This is a genomic window from Streptomyces sp. NPDC002785 (assembly GCF_040295565.1).
GTDB lineage: Bacteria > Actinomycetota > Actinomycetes > Streptomycetales > Streptomycetaceae > Streptomyces.
On the sequence record NZ_JBEOVN010000173.1, the window covers coordinates 1 to 15,904 of the forward strand.

General features: G+C 71.6%; 9 protein-coding genes. 7 read left to right on the plus strand and 2 right to left on the minus strand.

The window, feature by feature from the left end; all coding sequences use genetic code 11:
• Positions 1-108: 108 nt before the first annotated feature.
• From ABTZ94_RS29390 to moeZ, 5 genes are all read left to right on the plus strand, one after another.
• Positions 109-1,941, plus strand: a complete 1,833-nt coding sequence (locus ABTZ94_RS29390; RefSeq protein ID WP_351205141.1) for a DUF3492 domain-containing protein — start codon at positions 109-111, stop codon at positions 1,939-1,941.
• Between the two features lie 85 nt (positions 1,942-2,026).
• Positions 2,027-3,592 carry a hypothetical protein gene (locus tag ABTZ94_RS29395; protein WP_351205125.1) on the plus strand — a complete coding sequence of 522 codons (1,566 nt, stop codon included), beginning with the start codon at positions 2,027-2,029 and terminating at the stop codon, positions 3,590-3,592.
• A gap of 185 nt (positions 3,593-3,777) precedes the next feature.
• Positions 3,778-4,743 (plus strand): NAD-dependent epimerase/dehydratase family protein, encoded by a 966-nt coding sequence (locus ABTZ94_RS29400; protein ID WP_351205127.1) that lies wholly within the window; start codon positions 3,778-3,780, stop codon positions 4,741-4,743.
• Positions 4,731-5,570: a spherulation-specific family 4 protein gene (locus tag ABTZ94_RS29405; protein ID WP_351205129.1), complete on the plus strand. Its 840-nt coding sequence runs from the start codon at positions 4,731-4,733 to the stop codon at positions 5,568-5,570. Before ABTZ94_RS29400 ends, ABTZ94_RS29405 begins: the two co-directional genes overlap by 13 nt.
• Before the next feature lie 85 nt (positions 5,571-5,655).
• Entirely contained in the window at positions 5,656-6,834 is a 1,179-nt protein-coding gene (gene moeZ / locus ABTZ94_RS29410) for an adenylyltransferase/sulfurtransferase MoeZ (protein WP_351205131.1), read from the plus strand.
• 110 nt (positions 6,835-6,944) lie between these two features.
• Here moeZ and ABTZ94_RS29415 read toward each other — a convergent pair whose 3' ends face one another.
• A complete protein-coding gene (locus ABTZ94_RS29415) occupies positions 6,945-8,549 on the minus strand; it encodes an alpha/beta hydrolase (protein WP_351205133.1) in 1,605 nt (534 codons plus the stop codon).
• Between the two features lie 142 nt (positions 8,550-8,691).
• Positions 8,692-11,493, minus strand: a complete 2,802-nt coding sequence (locus ABTZ94_RS29420; RefSeq protein ID WP_351205135.1) for a lysylphosphatidylglycerol synthase domain-containing protein — start codon at positions 11,491-11,493, stop codon at positions 8,692-8,694.
• Positions 11,494-11,714: 221 nt separating this feature from the next.
• Between ABTZ94_RS29420 and ABTZ94_RS29425 the strand changes: the two genes are divergently transcribed.
• Together ABTZ94_RS29425 and ABTZ94_RS29430 are read left to right on the plus strand one after the other, a co-directional pair.
• Positions 11,715-12,119 carry an MGMT family protein gene (locus tag ABTZ94_RS29425; protein ID WP_351205137.1) on the plus strand — a complete coding sequence of 135 codons (405 nt, stop codon included), beginning with the start codon at positions 11,715-11,717 and terminating at the stop codon, positions 12,117-12,119.
• 212 nt (positions 12,120-12,331) lie between these two features.
• Positions 12,332-15,817, plus strand: coding sequence for an ATP-dependent helicase (locus tag ABTZ94_RS29430; RefSeq protein ID WP_351205139.1), 3,486 nt, complete (start codon positions 12,332-12,334; stop codon positions 15,815-15,817).
• Positions 15,818-15,904: the final 87 nt, after the last annotated feature.

Here is a 15,904-nt window from a genome sequence, read left to right on the forward strand (position 1 = left end):
GCGACGGACAACAGTCCGTCGCACCACCGGCGTATCCGCTTACGGTCGTCCCGCTGTGAGTCGCCGTTCCAACGGCGGCCGCCTACAAGGGAGATCGGGGGTGTGCTCGTGCGGATCGGACTCCTCACCGATGGTGGTTATCCGTATGCGATCGGTGAGTCCAGACTCTGGTGCGACCGTCTGGTGCGCGGACTCGCGCAGCACGAGTTCGATCTCTTCGCGCTCAGTCGTTCCGCCGACCAGGAAGCGCAGGGCTGGGTCCAGCTCCCGGCGCAGGTCAGCCGGGTGCGGACGGCGCCGCTGTGGACGGCCGACGAGGGCGTCCTGGGCGCACACGTCACCAAGGGGCTGCTCGCCAGGATGGTGACGGGCGGGGGCGGACGCTCGTACGGACGGCGCGAACGGCAGCGCTTCACGGCATGCTTCACGGCTCTCGCGACCTCCGTCTGCACGGCGACGGGTGCGACGGGCGCCGCGGGCACGAGCGGGGGAGGCGCGGGTTTCGGCGAACGGAGCGAAGGCGGGGGTACGGCAGCCGGCGTCGCAGACGCGCAGTTCACGGACGGCCTGTACGGACTGGCCGAACTGGCCCGCGAACACGGGGGGCTTCCAGCGGCGATCCGCTCCGAAACCGCCGTACGCGTGCTCGAAGCCGCCTGTCGCGCCCCGGGCACCGGCCGCACCGTCCAGACCGCCACAGTCCCCGACTTCCTCGCCCTCGCCCGGGAGCTCGACCGGGTGCTGCGTCCACTCTCCCTCGACTGGTACGACGAGGAGAGCCTCGGCGCGGTCGACCTCTGCCACGCCACGTCCGGTGGTGCCGCGGCACTGCCGGGACTGCTGGCCAAACGCTTCTTCGGAGTTCCGCTGCTGGTCACCGAGCACAGCGTGCAGCTGAGGGCGCACTACCTCGCCGCGGCCGGCACCTCCCTGAGTGCGCCGGTACGCGCCGTGCTCGCCAACCTCCACGGACGGCTCGCCACCGAGGTGTACCGGCAGGCCGCGCTCGTCACCCCCGGCAACACCCACGCCCGCCGCTGGCAGGAACGGTGCGGCGCCGAACGCGAGAAGCTGCGCACGGTCCACCCCGGCATGGAGGCCGGCCGGTTCACGGCCCTGGGGGAGAGCGGCGACAGCGGTCCCGACGACACGCTGGTCCGGGTCGGCCGGATCGAGCCGGACAAGGACCTGATCGCGCTGCTGCACGCCTTCGTGGAGGTACGGAAGGCGGAACCGGACGCCCGGCTGCGGATCATCGGCGCTCCGGCGCGGGGCCCGGAAGGCGCCACCTATCTCGCGCACTGCCGGGCGCTCGCCGCCCAGCTGTTCCCCGACGAGGCCACGGGCGCACACGCCGTCGGCGACAACCCGGTCTCCTTCGAGGACATCGGCGGAGCCGAGGTGCCGGATCTGTCGGAGGCCTACGCGGCGGGCGGGGTCGCCGTCCTCTCCAGCGTTGTCGAAGGCTTCCCCGTCAGTCTCGTCGAGGCGATGTTCTGCGGACGGGCCACCGTGTCGACGGACGTCGGCGCGGTGGTCGAAGTCATCGGCGGCACCGGGCTCGTGGTGCCCCCGCGCAATCCCAAGGCGCTCGCCGACGCCTGCCTCGCGCTGCTGCGCGACCCCGAACGTCGCGCACGGCTCGGAGCGGCGGCGCGCGCCCGCGCACTCGAACTCTTCACCGTTGAACAGAACCTCGCGGCATTTCGCGGCATCTACCTGGAGCTGATCTCGCACGCTCCGGTGCGCAGGAAGGCCGACGCGGTGAACGCCGACGGCGAACCGCGCCCGTTCGCCACTCCGCCCGAGGCGCACGTCCAGGGCCCGTGGCCGGCCTCGGGCTCTGCCCCGGCAGGCGCGGCCGACCACACACTCAGCCGGGCCGCCGAGCCCCGAACCATCTGCGCGGTAGCGCGGGGAGCGGGTGGCGGCGATGTGTGAACGGCAACAGGGGACGGCCGGGCCGGGCCACAGCGGCGGGCCGGGACGGTCCGACGCAGTGGGCGACGATCACGGAGGAATCACCATGGGCGGCCCGACCGGGGTGTCCGACGCACCCGCCACACCGACCACCGGCGGAAGCTGGGACCTCCGCTCGCGGGCGCTGGTCTCCGAGACCCTCGGCGCCGAGATCTCGGAGCCGGAACGGGGCCCGTCCGGCCCCGACCCGGCAGTGGTGGCGGCAACTGCGGTCGAGCCCGTGGGCGTGCCGGACGACGGTGCTCGGAGCGAGGCTTCTCGTGTCGTCGAGGCGGGTGACGTATCGGCCGACACCGCTCCTGTTGCGGCTCCGGATGCCGAGCCTGCCCCCGCACCGAAAGCCATCGGGAAAGCCGCCACCGAGAAAGCGGCTACGGAGAAAGCCGCCGCAGAGCAGGCCTCCACGGAGCAGGCTTCCACAGAGCAGGCTTCCACAGAGCAGGTTTCCAGGGAGGGGGCCGCGGCTCCCCGCGCCCCCGAGATCGCGTGCGCCGCTCCGGCGCGCAAGCTCAACGCCTCGCGCCGAGGTCCCGTCGACCCCGTGAAATCGCTGATGCACCGCCACCGCGAGCTGTGCGAGCGGGCCGTCGATCCGCTGGAGATCGCCGCAGGGCTCGAAGCCCATGGCGTCACCGACCGCGCCGCAGCCCACTACCGGCACCGCGATGTCTTCTCGCTCGCCGAGGAACTCTACGCCCGGGTTCCCGCCGTGGCGGGGGAGCCCGCAACACGACTTCGCGCGCCCGAGCGCGACACCGGGACGCGCGCCGCATGGTCGCTCCGCGCACTGGTGCCGGGCGCCGCCTGTATCGCGACGGCCGGCGCACTGAGGCTCACCGAGGGGGTGCTCGGAGGCCAGGGACGGCTTGTGATCGCCCTCGCCGGAGCGCTCGTCGCCGTCGTCGGGCTCACCCTCAGCCTGCGCAGCGGCCCCCTGCACGCCGAAGGCCGGTCCTCGGGCGCTGCCCATGTGTACGGCTGCTGGCTCCTCGGCTATGTCCTGTACGGCGAGGCGCTGCTCGACCAGGTACTCAGCGGCGGCCCCGAAGGCCCCTGGACGCTCACCCCCGCACCGCTGCTGGGGCTGGCCCTCTCCGTCGCCCCTGCCGCCTGGTGCGCGCATCTCTTCTCCGTACACGCACACCGCAAACTCATCGGCAGCCGCGCACTGGAGGAGTTCGCCGCAGGTGTACGCCCCCTGCTGTTCGGAGCCGTCGCACTCCATCTGTGCGTCCTCGCCGGGCTGCTCCACATCGCGCATCTGGGATATCGGGGCGGCGGCGCCTTCGTCGGGGCGGCCGCGCTCGGTGTGCTGCTCCTACTGGCCCGGCTGCTGACCGTGCATGGTTTCCCCGAACCCGCCGCCGTCGGACTCGCCACTGCCTGCGCCCTCGAAGCGCTGGCACCCGCCCTGGTCATGGCCGGGCGGCTGCCCGATCTGCACTTCCTCGCCCGTCCCGTCGACGCCCTTGTCATGGCGGCCGGCACCGGAGCCGTACCCGCCGTCGCCTGCGGCGCAGCCGCGCTCGGGCTACTGATCAACGCCACCGTCACCCTCTCCCGGGCATCCGCCCACATCACACCGGGCGACGAAACCCGCACCACCGCGTAACCCGTGACCAAAGCCGCACCACCGCTCCACCCCGCATCCCGAACCACCCACCCGCACACCGCCCGCGGAGCCGACGCCGCGGGCCCTTCCCCCCGTACCGCACCACACTTCCTCAAGGAGACACCGGACATGACCCCCCAATCCCCCGCACCGGCAGCCCGCCGTCGGCACCAAGGGGGCGCGCGATGAGGGTGCTGCTGCTCGGAGCCAACGGATTCCTCGGCCGGTTCGTGGCGGACCGCCTGCTCGCCGACCCCGCCGTGCACCTCACGGCGCTCGGCCGCGGAGATGACGCCGACGTACGGTTCGACCTCGCCGGCGGCAGCCCCGGCGCGCTGACCCGCTTCCTGGACGCCGTCCACCCCGGAGTCGTGGTCAACTGCGCGGGCGCCACCCGCGGCGGGGCCCGCGATCTGACCCGCCACAACACCGTTGCCGTCGCCACCGTCTGCGAGGCAATGCGGCGCAGCGGCTGTACGGCCCGGCTCGTCCAGGTCGGCTGTTCGTCGGAGTACGGGCCCTCGCAGCCCGGCTCATCTACCGCGGAGGACGCCATTCCGCGCCCCGGCGGCCCTTACGGCGTCAGCAAGCTCGCAGCCACCGAACTCGTCCTCGGCTCCGGCCTTGACGCGATCGTGCTGCGGGTCTTCTCCCCGGTCGGCCCCGGTACCCCGGCCGGTTCCCCGCTCGGCAGGCTCGCGGAGGCGATGCGCCGGGCCATGCAGTCCGGTGACGGCGAGCTGAAGCTCAGTGGCCTCGGCGTGCAGCGCGACTTCGTGGACGTACGCGATGTAGCGCGCGCCGTGCACGCCGCCTCGCTCTCCGCCGCGCAGGGCGTCGTCAACATCGGCACCGGCCGCGCCGTACGGCTCCGGGACGCGGCCAGTGCCCTCGCCAGGGTCGCCGGATACGCGGGCGCACTCCACGAACTCGACGCGCCCCCGCCCCGGCTGCCCATCGGCGCCCCGCGCACCTCCACCGAGTCGGTCATCGAACACCTCTCGGCGACCCCGTCCCCCTACCCGGACGGCTGCGGAGCCTGGCAGCAGGCCGACGTCCGCACCGCCAGGGACCGGCTCGGCTGGCGCCCCCGGATCAATCTGGAGGAGTCCCTCGCCGACATCTGGATGGAGGCGGCGTGCCGTATCTGATCCCCACCACTACCGCCCGCCGGACCAGCGGCGCCGAACAGCTCGGTTTCGGCGTCCCCGGTTACGCGCATCCGCTGCTCGCCCCCACCGAGTGGGCCGAGCTCACCCGCCCGGGCACCCCGCTGCACTGGGCGGTCCTCAACATCGACAACGGCCCCGGCGCCCGCCCCGACCCGCACTGCCTGGAGGCCGCGGGCCGGATCCGCAACGCACGGGAGCGGGCCCTGCACGGCGAGGTCCCGCAGGACTCCGCCCGGGCGACGGGCGGCCGACTGCTCGGCCATCTCGATCTGGCCTTCGGCAGCCGCCCCTTCGGTGAGCTGATCGCCGACGCACAGTCCTTCCTCGACTGGTACCGCGTCGACGGCTTCTATCTCGGCCGGTCCCCGGCAAAGCGTGCCGACCTCACGGCTGTCCGCCGTCTCACCAGCACACTCGCCACGCTCCTCGACGACAGCGGCAGCGATCACGGGGAGAGCGGGGAGGAGCGCGGGCTGCTGGTGCTGGGGCTGGGCACCCATCCGCATCCGGGCTATGCCGAGGCCGCCGACCAACTGGTCACCTTCTGCGGACCGTGGGCCGACTACCGCTGGTCGCAGGTGGCGGAGTGGACCGCCGCATACCCGCCCCACCGATTCGCGCACTTCGTCCACGGCGTTCCGCGAACCCACCTCGAAGAGGCCATGCGCATCGCCCGCTGGCAGGGCGCGGGCACGATCTTCTTCACGGACCGGGACGACCGAAACGGACAAACGGACCCATTCGCGGTGCTGCCCAGCTACTGGGACGAATTCGTCTCGCGGATCGGACGTGGTATCTCGGAATGAGGAGGGGCGTGGCAGTGTTACGGCAAGCACAACCGTACGCAAATGAAGTACGTAGAAACCGACCACCTGCATTGTTGAGGTTCCTGTGTCGCTGCCACCCCTGGTCGAGCCAGCTGCTGAGCTCACCGTCGACGAGGTCCGCAGGTACTCCCGCCACTTGATCATCCCAGATGTCGGGATGGACGGACAGAAGCGGCTGAAGAACGCAAAGGTGCTCTGTGTGGGCGCCGGCGGTCTCGGTTCGCCGGCCCTGATGTACTTGGCCGCCGCCGGTGTCGGCACGCTCGGCATCGTGGAGTTCGACGAGGTCGACGAGTCGAACCTGCAGCGCCAGATCATCCACAGTCAGGCCGACATCGGCCGCTCCAAGGCCGAGTCCGCCAAGGACTCGGTCCTGGGCATCAATCCGTACGTGAATGTGGTCCTTCACGAGGAGCGGCTCGAGGCCGACAACGTGATGGACATCTTCGCCCAGTACGACCTGATCGTGGACGGCACGGACAACTTCGCCACCCGCTATCTGGTCAACGACGCAGCCGTACTGCTGAACAAGCCGTACATCTGGGGCTCGATCTACCGGTTCGACGGCCAGGCTTCCGTCTTCTGGTCCGAGCACGGCCCCTGCTACCGCTGCCTCTACCCGGAGCCGCCCCCGCCGGGCATGGTCCCCTCCTGCGCCGAGGGCGGCGTGCTCGGGGTGCTCTGCGCCTCGGTCGGCTCCATCCAGGTCACCGAGGCCATCAAGCTGCTCGCCGGTATCGGCGACCCGCTGGTCGGCCGGCTGATGATCTACGACGCTCTGGAGATGCAGTACCGCCAGGTCAAGGTCCGCAAGGATCCCGACTGCGCGGTCTGCGGCGAGAACCCGACCGTCACCGAGCTCATCGACTACGAGGCCTTCTGCGGCGTCGTGTCCGAGGAGGCCCAGGAGGCGGCGCTCGGCTCCACGATCACTCCCAAGCAGCTCAAGGAGTGGATCGACGGGGACGAGAAGATCGAGATCATCGACGTCCGTGAGCCGAACGAGTTCGAGATCGTCTCGATCCCCGGCGCCCGGCTGATCCCGAAGAACGAGTTCCTGATGGGCAACGCCCTCCAGGACCTCCCGCAGGACAAGCGCATCGTCCTGCACTGCAAGACCGGTGTCCGCAGTGCCGAGGTCCTCGCGGTCCTCAAGTCGGCGGGCTTCGCCGACGCGGTGCACGTGGGCGGCGGCGTGATCGGCTGGGTCAACCAGATCGAGCCCGAGAAGCCGGTGTATTAAGACCGGCCGGCACATGGGGAGCGGCGTCCCGGGCCTGGGCACGCGCATCTGTGGCGTCTCCCACCCCCCATGTGCCGGTCGGTCCGATCAGGCCGTCCGTGGATGGTGAATTACTTGCAGACTGTCCCGGCCGCCGGAATCCTGCCGTTCAGCAGATAGTCGCCCACGGTCTTCTGCACACAGGCATTGCCGCTGTTGTACGCGCCGTGCCCCTGGCCCTCGTATGTCATCTGCACACCGACGCCCTTGCCCAGCGCGTCGGCCATCGCCTTCGATCCCTCGTACGGGGTCGCCGGGTCGCCTGTGTTGCCGATGACGAGGATGGGGGCTGCGCCCGGCGCGCTGACGTCCGGCGTCTCCCAGGCGCCCGCCACCGGCCAGCCGGTGCAGGCCATCAGGCCCCAGCCCAGATAGTCACCGAAGACCGGCGAGGCGGACTGGAAATCCGGGAGCTTCGCCTTGGTCTGGTCCGCGGTGAACCGCTGCTTGGTGTCGGCACAGTTGACGGCGGTGTTGGCGGCCATCGAGTTGTCGTAGCGACCGTCGTTGGCACGGCCGTTCAGCGAGTCCGCGAGGGCGAGGAGCAGCGCGCCGTTCCCGCCGTCGGCCTCGTCCACTCCCTGCTCCAGCAGCGGCCAGGTCTGCTTGGAATAGAGGGCGGTTGCGATGCCGGTGATGGCCAGGGTCTGCGTCAGCTGCCGGGAGCCGAGCCCCGGGATCGGCTTCTTCTCCAGCCCGGTGAGAAGGTCGGAGATGCCCTGCTCGACCTCCTTCGCAGTGGTACCGGGGAGCCTGCAGGCTTCGCCGCGGTCCGCGCAGTCCTTGGTGAAGTTGTCCAACGCGAGCTGGAACCCCTTGGCCTGGCCGAGCGAGGACTGCTCGTAGTCCTGGGTCGGGTTGACCACCGCGTCCAGCACCGACCTGCCGATGTTCTTCGGGAACAAGTTGGCGTAGACGCCACCCAGTGCGGTGCCGTAAGAGATGCCGAAGTAGTACAGCTTCTTGTCCCCGAGCACCTGACGCATCAGATCCATGTCGCGGGCGGCATTGGTGGTGCCGACGTAGGGGAGCTGCTGCCCGGAGTTCTTCTTGCAGGCCAACGCGAACGTCTTGGTGTCCTTGACGAAGGCATTCACCTCGGCGCTGGTGTCCGGAGTGCCGTCGGTCTCGTAGCGGGCGTCGAGCTGCCGGTCGGTCTCGCACTCCACGCCCGCGCTGCGACCGACCCCGCGCGGGTCGAAGCTGACCAGGTCGTAGCGGGTGCGGAGCTTGTCGTAGTCGGTGCCGAAGGCGGGCAGGGTAGCGACTCCGGAGGCGCCGGGGCCGCCGAAATTGAAGATGAGGGAGCCGATCCGCTTGTCCGGGTTCCTGGCGCCGGCCCGGATGAGTGCCAGCTCGATCGTCTTGCCGCCCGGATTTGCGTAGTCGAGCGGGGCCTTCATGAAGGAACACTCCCAGGGGGTGCCGCCCGGCAGGGGCGACGGGGCGTTTCCGCTGCCCTGTGCCGAGGACGGGGCCGGGCAGGGCTTCCACGTCAGCTTCTGGGAGGCGAGGTCGCCGGAGGTGCTGGCTGCGGCGGCATCCGCCGCAAGGGGAGAGCTCTGCGGCCCGTCCGGGCCGTCCTTGTTGCCGCTCTCCGAGCAGGCGGTGATGGGAAGGAGCACGGTGACGGCGGCGGCGAGAGCAGCGGCACGCAGGGCGGGGGAGGTCCTCATGGCCCCATCGTGCGGCGGGAGCCGGACCGGTGCACGAGGCACCGGTCCAAGCGGGTGGCAGGAGGTCTCCCCGGTCGCCCGACCGGCCTTGCGGACAGGACCGTCCTACGGTTGAGGAACCGTCAGGGCTCGCCCTTGCGGCTCAGAGCTCGCCCCTGCGGGTCAGATGGTTGAAGCAGAGCCAGCCGGGAAGCACCGGCAACCACAGCGTCAGCAGGCGGTACAGCAGAACGGCTGGTGCCGCGACCTCCTTCGGCAGGCCGACCGCGATCAGCCCCAGCGTCAGCGCGCCCTCGACCGCCCCCATACCGCCCGGTGTGGGCGCCGCCGACCCCAGCGCGTTACCGGCCAGGAAGACCACCGCGATGCTGGCGTAGCTGAGATGTGGCACATCCGGACCGCTGAACGCCCGGACCGAAGCGTCCAGACACAGCACGAACAGGCTGGTCAGCAGCAGCATTCCGCCGATGCCCGTCACCAGCTTCTGAGGCCGCTGCACCACGTCGAGCATGCGCGGTACGACTCCGGCGAACAGCGACCGCACCCGCGTCACCACGAACTTCCGCAGGAACGGGACCGCCGTCACCACCAGCACCAGCACCGCGACCGTCAGCAGCCCGGCGATCACGGTTCTGGAAGGGGTGAGCGAGGACGGAGTCCTCTCCGTGCCGGTCAGATAGCCGAACGCCGCCAGCAGCAGAATGTGACAGCCGAGGCCGAACAACTGCGAGGCGCCGACACTCGCCACGGCGAGCCCCGGACGTACCCCGGCACGCTGCAGGAAGCGGGTGTTCAGCGCCACACCGCCGACCGCGGCCGGGGCGACGAGCTTCACGAAGGACCCGGCGACCTGCGCCAGCACGGTCCTGCCGAACGGCACTCGCTCCGGCACGAAGCCCAGCAGGCTCATAGCCGCTGCGACATAGCTGAGGGCCGAGAAGCCGACCGCGGCCGCCACCCAGCCCCACTCCGCCTGCTCGACGACCGCACCGAAGTCGGCCTGGGTGACCTGCGAAATGAGGAAGTACGCGGCGATGGCGCCGGCGATGCAGCTGACCAGGGTGCGCGCCTTGATGCGCTCCAGCCGTACCGGTTCGACCGGCGCCTGCGGCCGTATCAGCAGCACCTGCTGCCGCATCTGGGAGAGCAGATCCTCCTCGCGCGCCTCTTCCAGCGCGTCGTCCAGGGCCCGCTTCTCGGCCTGCTTCTGGTTGCGCAGCGACTTGCGGGCGACTCTGCGGTCGGGGCCCGGACCGGCGGCGGAGGTCTCCTGCGCCGCCCCGTGTTCGAGCAACCTGGCCCGCTTGGCCGCGTCCGACGCGTCGAGCACCGCCTCGCGCTCCCGCTGCGAGCGTTCCCGGGCGAGCCGGCGCAGGGTCGCCCGGGTGGAGCGGCTCAGCGCGAGCGGCTGCAGCAGCGGCAGACAGTCCGCGACAGCATCGGGGCCGAGCACCTCCAGCGCACCGGCGACGGCCCGCTCGGCGCCCACCCGCAGACCGGTGGTGGTCAGCAGCTGTGCGACATCCATCCGCAGGACCAGATCACCGGTTGCGATCTCGCCGCCGCGCAGATCGGTGACGAACACCTTGCCGGCACGATCCACAAGGATGGCGTCGCCGGTGAGCCTGCGGTGCGCGATGCGCCGCGACTGGAGCGCCTTCACCTGACGCCAGGCGCCGCGCACCAGTTCGTCGGTGATCTCGGAGTCCTCCAGCGCGTCCAGGGAACGGCCGCCGATGTGCTCGTACACCAGCATGACGGCGTCGGGCCCGAGCTCGGAGGTGGCGATCAGCTTGGGGGCGTTGGCCCCGGCGGCGATCGCCGCGTACGCGAGCAGGGCCTCCTGCTCCAGTGCCTGGCGCAGCGACTGGATGGAGCGGTGCTGGGTGATGCCGCGCAGGGTGAGCCTGCGCCACACCCGGTAGAAGAAGCCCTGGGCCTGTTGCTCACGGTCGACGACCGTCACATCGAGCGGTGGCCCGTCCTCCAGGGTGACGAGATAGCGGCGCCCGCGGTCGCTCTGGTCGCCGGACTCGGGAGCGTCCTCGGCGCGCATCGCGGTGACCGGGTGGAAGCCGACACGGCGCAGGCCGGCCATCAGATGCTGACCGGTCGGCCGTACGTTCGGCGAGCCGACCGCGTACAGCGTGCCGTACGCCACGCTCCAGCCGATCAGCACGGTGAGGATGATCGAGAACGGGGTCGTGTAGCCGCCGACCAGCATGGCGAACGCGTCGAGCAGCAGCACCACCCACAGCACGACCCGCCAGCGTGGCCGTCTTGCCATCCCGACTGCCGTCATATAGGCGATCACGGGGGCGAGATAGCCGTGCACGGGATCGCTGAGCGCGTCACCGGGCTGCGGCTGGGTCAGGGCGTCCTGAATGGTGCCCGGCGCGGACTTGGCCACCCAGAGATCGGCGGCGAGCGTGACGCCGTGTGCCAGTACGGCGGCGAGCACGCCGTCCGCGATCCGTAGTCCGTCGCGTTTGATCAGCCGCTCGATGGCGAAGGCGACCGGAACGAGCAGCACGGCGATGCTGGAGATCAGACCGGCGCTCTTGATCAGGATGTCGGGTGCCTGGCCTGTGCCCTTGTTGATGTCCTGTTCGAGACCGGTGGTCGTGCCGTGGGCGAACGCGGCGATCGACAACAGGACGACGATCGCCAGGACGCCGATGAGGAGCCGCATGAGGTCGGAGGGGCGGTGCACCCGGGCGGGAAGCAGCGGTTCGTCCCCCGAGACGCGCTCGGTCTGTTCCGCAGCGGCCGTCGAGAGCGTCGAGCCGACCAGGTGCTCGGGGACCTCTCCCTGCTCCGCACCAGGCGTTTCCTGCTCCGCACCGGCGCGCTTTTCCTGCTCCGCACCAGACTTTTCGGCGGGTCCGTGCGGCGCGTCCGGGCGCGGGGTGTCAGGGGCGTCCGCCGCCTTCGGTGGCTGCACGCCCTGCTCCTTCGTCGCCTCTGATTGGTCTTCGTGGTCTCGTATCACCGGTCACCGCCCGCACGATGGTGGCACGGCCCGGCGGCAAAAGAGGGCGTCAGGGTGCACTGCGCGGACACGCGAAGCGCAACATACGCTCCTTTGCTCTCGCACGCACGCCCCGTGAAAGGGCGCACACGGATCGGGCCGGGCTGTCGGTGGCGTACGGCAGGATGGGCCGGATGAGCCAATACCGGACGAGCGGCGACCGGACGATCGACGAGTTGCCGGAGTACGCGGAACGGGTGCTCGACGTCGCCGAGCTGATTCCGCCCGGCCGTGTCATGACGTACGGAGATGTCGCCGAGTGGCTGGGCGACGGCGGCCCGCGCCAGGTCGGCCGGGTCATGGCGCTGTACGGGGCCGCGGTGCCGTGGTGGCGCGTGGTGCGCGCAGACGGGGCACTGCTGCCCGGCCACGAACTGCGGGCGCTGGACCACTACCGCGAGGAGAGCACCCCGCTGCGCGAGGCGTCGCGCAGCGCGGAGGGCCATCTGCCGCGCCTCGACATGAAGCGGGCGCGGTGGGACGGCGCCACCGGCGGAGCGGGCGCGGACAGGGACAAGGACGGAAGTGCTCACATCTGACAGCTTGGGCCATTCGGGGGCGCAACGGGCGGCGCCGGGCCCGGCGCGTGATGTGGAACACGAAGCGATACGCGATGGCGCCCATGGCGCGGAACGTGACGAGGCACGCAGCCCACTCGCCTCGGACCGCGTCCCCGCTGGCGTAGCGTCGACAGTTCGCGGCACGCACCGCACCCTCATCACCAGTACACCCACCAGGACCGGCGATCCACGTGAGCTCCTCCTCCTTCACCCGGCACAGTGCGCACCGTCAGGCACGGCAGGGGGTCCCCCCACGCCCGCAGGGGCGTAGGGGGAGGACCGCGGGCGCGTACCGACTGGTGCGTACCCCGCCGGGCTCCGTGGATCCCCCTCTCCTGGACGCAGCGCAACGTGCGGTGGTTGATCACCCCGGCGGCCCACTCCTGGTGCTCGCCGGACCGGGCACCGGCAAGACGACCACGCTCGTCGAGGTGGTCGCCGCACGTGTCGCACGGGGCGGCGATCCGGCCCGCATCCTGGTCCTCACCTTCAGCCGCAAGGCCGCCGTGGAGCTGCGCGACCGGATGGCCGCCCGGCTCGGTGCCGCCCGCGGTCCGCAGGCCACCACGTTCCACTCCTTCTGTTACGCACTGGTCCGCGCCCATCAGGACGCCGACCTCTTCGCCGAACCGATGCGGCTGCTCTCCGGACCGGAGCAGGACGTCACCGTTCGCGAGCTGCTCGCCGGCCAGCTCGAACTGGAACAGGACGGCTTCGCGCACATCCGCTGGCCCGACGAGCTGCGGGCCTGTCTGACCACGCGCGGTTTCGCCGACGAGGTACGGGCGGTGCTCGCCCGCAGCCGTGAGCTGGGTCTGGGCCCGGACGCGCTGGCCGACTTCGCCCGCCGTACCGGCCGGCCGGACTGGGGCGCCGCCGCCGAGTTCCTCGCCGAATACCTGGATGTGCTGGACGCGCAGGGGGTGCTGGACTACGCGGAGCTGGTGCACCGGGCCGTGCTGCTCGCGGAGCGCCCCGAGGTGTCGGCGCTGCTGGCCGGGCAGTACGACGCGGTGTTCGTGGACGAGTACCAGGACACGGACCCGGCACAGGTGCGGCTGCTGCACGCGCTGGCCGGCAACCGGGGGAGCGCCCCGGGGGGCGGGGGTGGCCGGGACCTGATCGCCTTCGGTGACCCGGACCAGTCGATCTACGCGTTCCGGGGTGCCGATGTGAACGGCATCCTCGACTTCCCGGAGGCGTTCCGGCGGGCGGACGGCGCCCCGGCCCCCGTCGGGGTCCTCACGACCTCGCGCCGCTCCGGCGGACAGCTGCTGGCCGCCACCCGGCTGCTCACCCGCCGGATGCCGCTGACCCGGCTGCCCTCGGCGAAGGTCCGCGCCCACCGGGAACTCGCCGCGGTCCGCGAGGGCGGCAGCGTGGAGGCGTACACCTACCCGACCGCCTCCGCCGAGCTCGACAACATCGCCGATCTGCTGCGCCGGGCGCATCTGGAGGACGGCGTTCCGTGGAACGAGATGGTGGTGCTCGTACGGGCCGGAGGCCGCACGATTCCCTCGGTGCGCAGGGCCCTGACGTCGGCGGGCGTCCCCCTGGAGGTCGACGGCGACGACCTCCCCCTGCGGCATGAGCCGGCGGTGGCCCCGCTCCTTACGGCCCTCCGTGCGGTCGCCACGGCGGCCCTGCACAGGGGCGCGCCGGTCGCGGAGACGCAGGCCCCGGCTTCTCAGGGCGCGGAAGCGCAAGCTCCTGCCTCTCAGGGCGCGGAGGCGGAGGCTCCTGTTCCTCCTGGCCAGGAACCCGATCAGGCTCCCGGCCAGGAACCCGCCCCCGAAGCACCCTCCTGGCTGGACACCGAGACGGCCCTGACCCTCCTCACCTCTCCCCTCGGCTCCATGGACGCGGCCGACCTGCGTCGGCTCGGCCGGGCCCTGCGCGACGAGGAGCGGGCCGCCGGAAATCGCGTACCGGCGTCCTCCGGCGACCTGCTGGCCCGGGCGCTCGCCGAACCCGAACGGCTCGTCGCACACGATCCGGCGTACGCCCGCGGCGCCCAGCGCCTCGGCGCGCTCCTGCGCAAGGCGCGCGAGCTCCTCGAAGGAGGCGGTACCGCGGAAGAAGCCCTGTGGGAGCTGTGGGCCGGTACTCCGTGGCCGGGGCGGCTGGAGCGTGCCGCGCTGCGCGGAGGCGCGGGCGGCCGCAACGCCGACCGTGACCTCGACGCCGTCTGCGCGCTCTTCGAAACTGCGGCCCGTGCCGAGGAACGCACCGGCCGGCGCGGCGCGCTCAACTTCCTGGAGGAGGTCGACGCCCAGGACATCGCAGCCGACACCCTCTCCAGGCGCGCGGTGCGACCCGACGCCGTACGGCTGATGACCGCGCACAGGTCGAAGGGCCTGGAGTGGCGCCTCGTCGTCGTCGCAGGAGTGCAGGAGGGGCTCTGGCCGGACCTGCGCCGCCGCGGTTCGCTCCTCGAAGCGGACCGGATCGGCCGTGACGGCCTGGCCGAACCGCTCACCCCGGGCGCCCTCCTCGCCGAGGAACGCCGCCTCTTCTACGTCGCTGCGACCCGCGCCCGCGAGCGTCTCGTCGTCACCGCGGTCAAGGCGCCCGCCGACGACGGCGACCAGCCGTCCCGCTTCCTCACCGAGCTCGGCGCCGAACCGCGCGACGTCACCGGCCGGCCGCGCCGCCCGCTCGCCGTCGCCGCGCTCGTCGCCGAACTCCGCGCCACCACCGTCGACCCCGACGCCTCCGACGCCCTGCGCGAGGAAGCCGCCCACCGCCTCGCCCGCCTCGCCGCGCTCACCGACGACGAGGGCCAGCCGCTCGTACCCGCAGCCCACCCCTACCGCTGGTGGGGCCTGTACGAGCCGACCCGCTCCGCCGTCCCGCTCCGCGACCGCGACCAGCCCGTGGCCCTCTCCGGCAGCGCGCTCGACCAGCTCGCCAACACCTGCGCGCTCCAGTGGTTCCTCGGCCGCGAGGTGAAGGCGGACGCCCCGGCGACGGCCGCACAGGGCTTCGGCAACGTCGTCCACGTACTCGCCGACGAAGTGGCTTCCGGACGTACTCCCGCCGATCTCGCCGTCCTGATGGAGCGGCTGGACTCGGTCTGGGACGGCCTCGTCTTCGACGCCCCGTGGAAGTCCCGGCAGGAGAAGGAACAGGCCAGGGCCGCCCTCGAACGCTTCCTGCGCTGGCACGTCATGGACCGCGCCGGCCGCACCACCGTCGCGAGCGAGCACGACTTCGACGTGACGCTGGAGGCGGGGGAGTACGAGGTGCGCATCCGCGGCTCCATGGACCGCGTCGAACAGGACGCCGAGGGCCGGGCGTACGTCGTCGACTTCAAGACCGGCAAGCAGTCCCCGACCAAGGACGAGGTTGCCCGCCACCCCCAGCTCGCCGTGTACCAGCTGGCCGTCCGGGAAGGGGCGGTCGACGAGTTCTTCGACGGCAGCCGTCCCGTGCCCGGCGGCGCCGAACTCGTACAGCTGCGCCAGCCCGCCCCCAAGAAGGAGGGCGGCGACGCCCTTCCCAGGGTGCAGGCCCAGGAACCGCTCTCCGGCGAGTGGGTCTCCGACCTGCTGGCCACGGCGGCCGGCCGGGTCCTGGACGAACGATTCACCCCCACGACCGGCCAGCACTGCACGCACTGCACCTTCCGGGCCTCGTGCAGCGCACAGTCTCAGGGCCGCCACATCCTGGAGTGACTCCTTCGGCGTTTCTCCGAATGGTTGCGGGCGGCCATGACTCCGTTGCCGTCCGCCGGGTCCTCCGGGGCGGCCGGAGGACCCGGC

Coding starts and splice junctions, on each gene's coding strand:
- ABTZ94_RS29395 (WP_351205125.1), top strand. CDS start 2,027: ATGGGCGGCCCGACCGGGGTGTCCGACGCACCCGCCACACCGACCACC.
- ABTZ94_RS29400 (WP_351205127.1), top strand. CDS start 3,778: ATGAGGGTGCTGCTGCTCGGAGCCAACGGATTCCTCGGCCGGTTCGTG.
- ABTZ94_RS29415 (WP_351205133.1), bottom strand. CDS start 8,549: ATGAGGACCTCCCCCGCCCTGCGTGCCGCTGCTCTCGCCGCCGCCGTC.
- ABTZ94_RS29425 (WP_351205137.1), top strand. CDS start 11,715: ATGAGCCAATACCGGACGAGCGGCGACCGGACGATCGACGAGTTGCCG.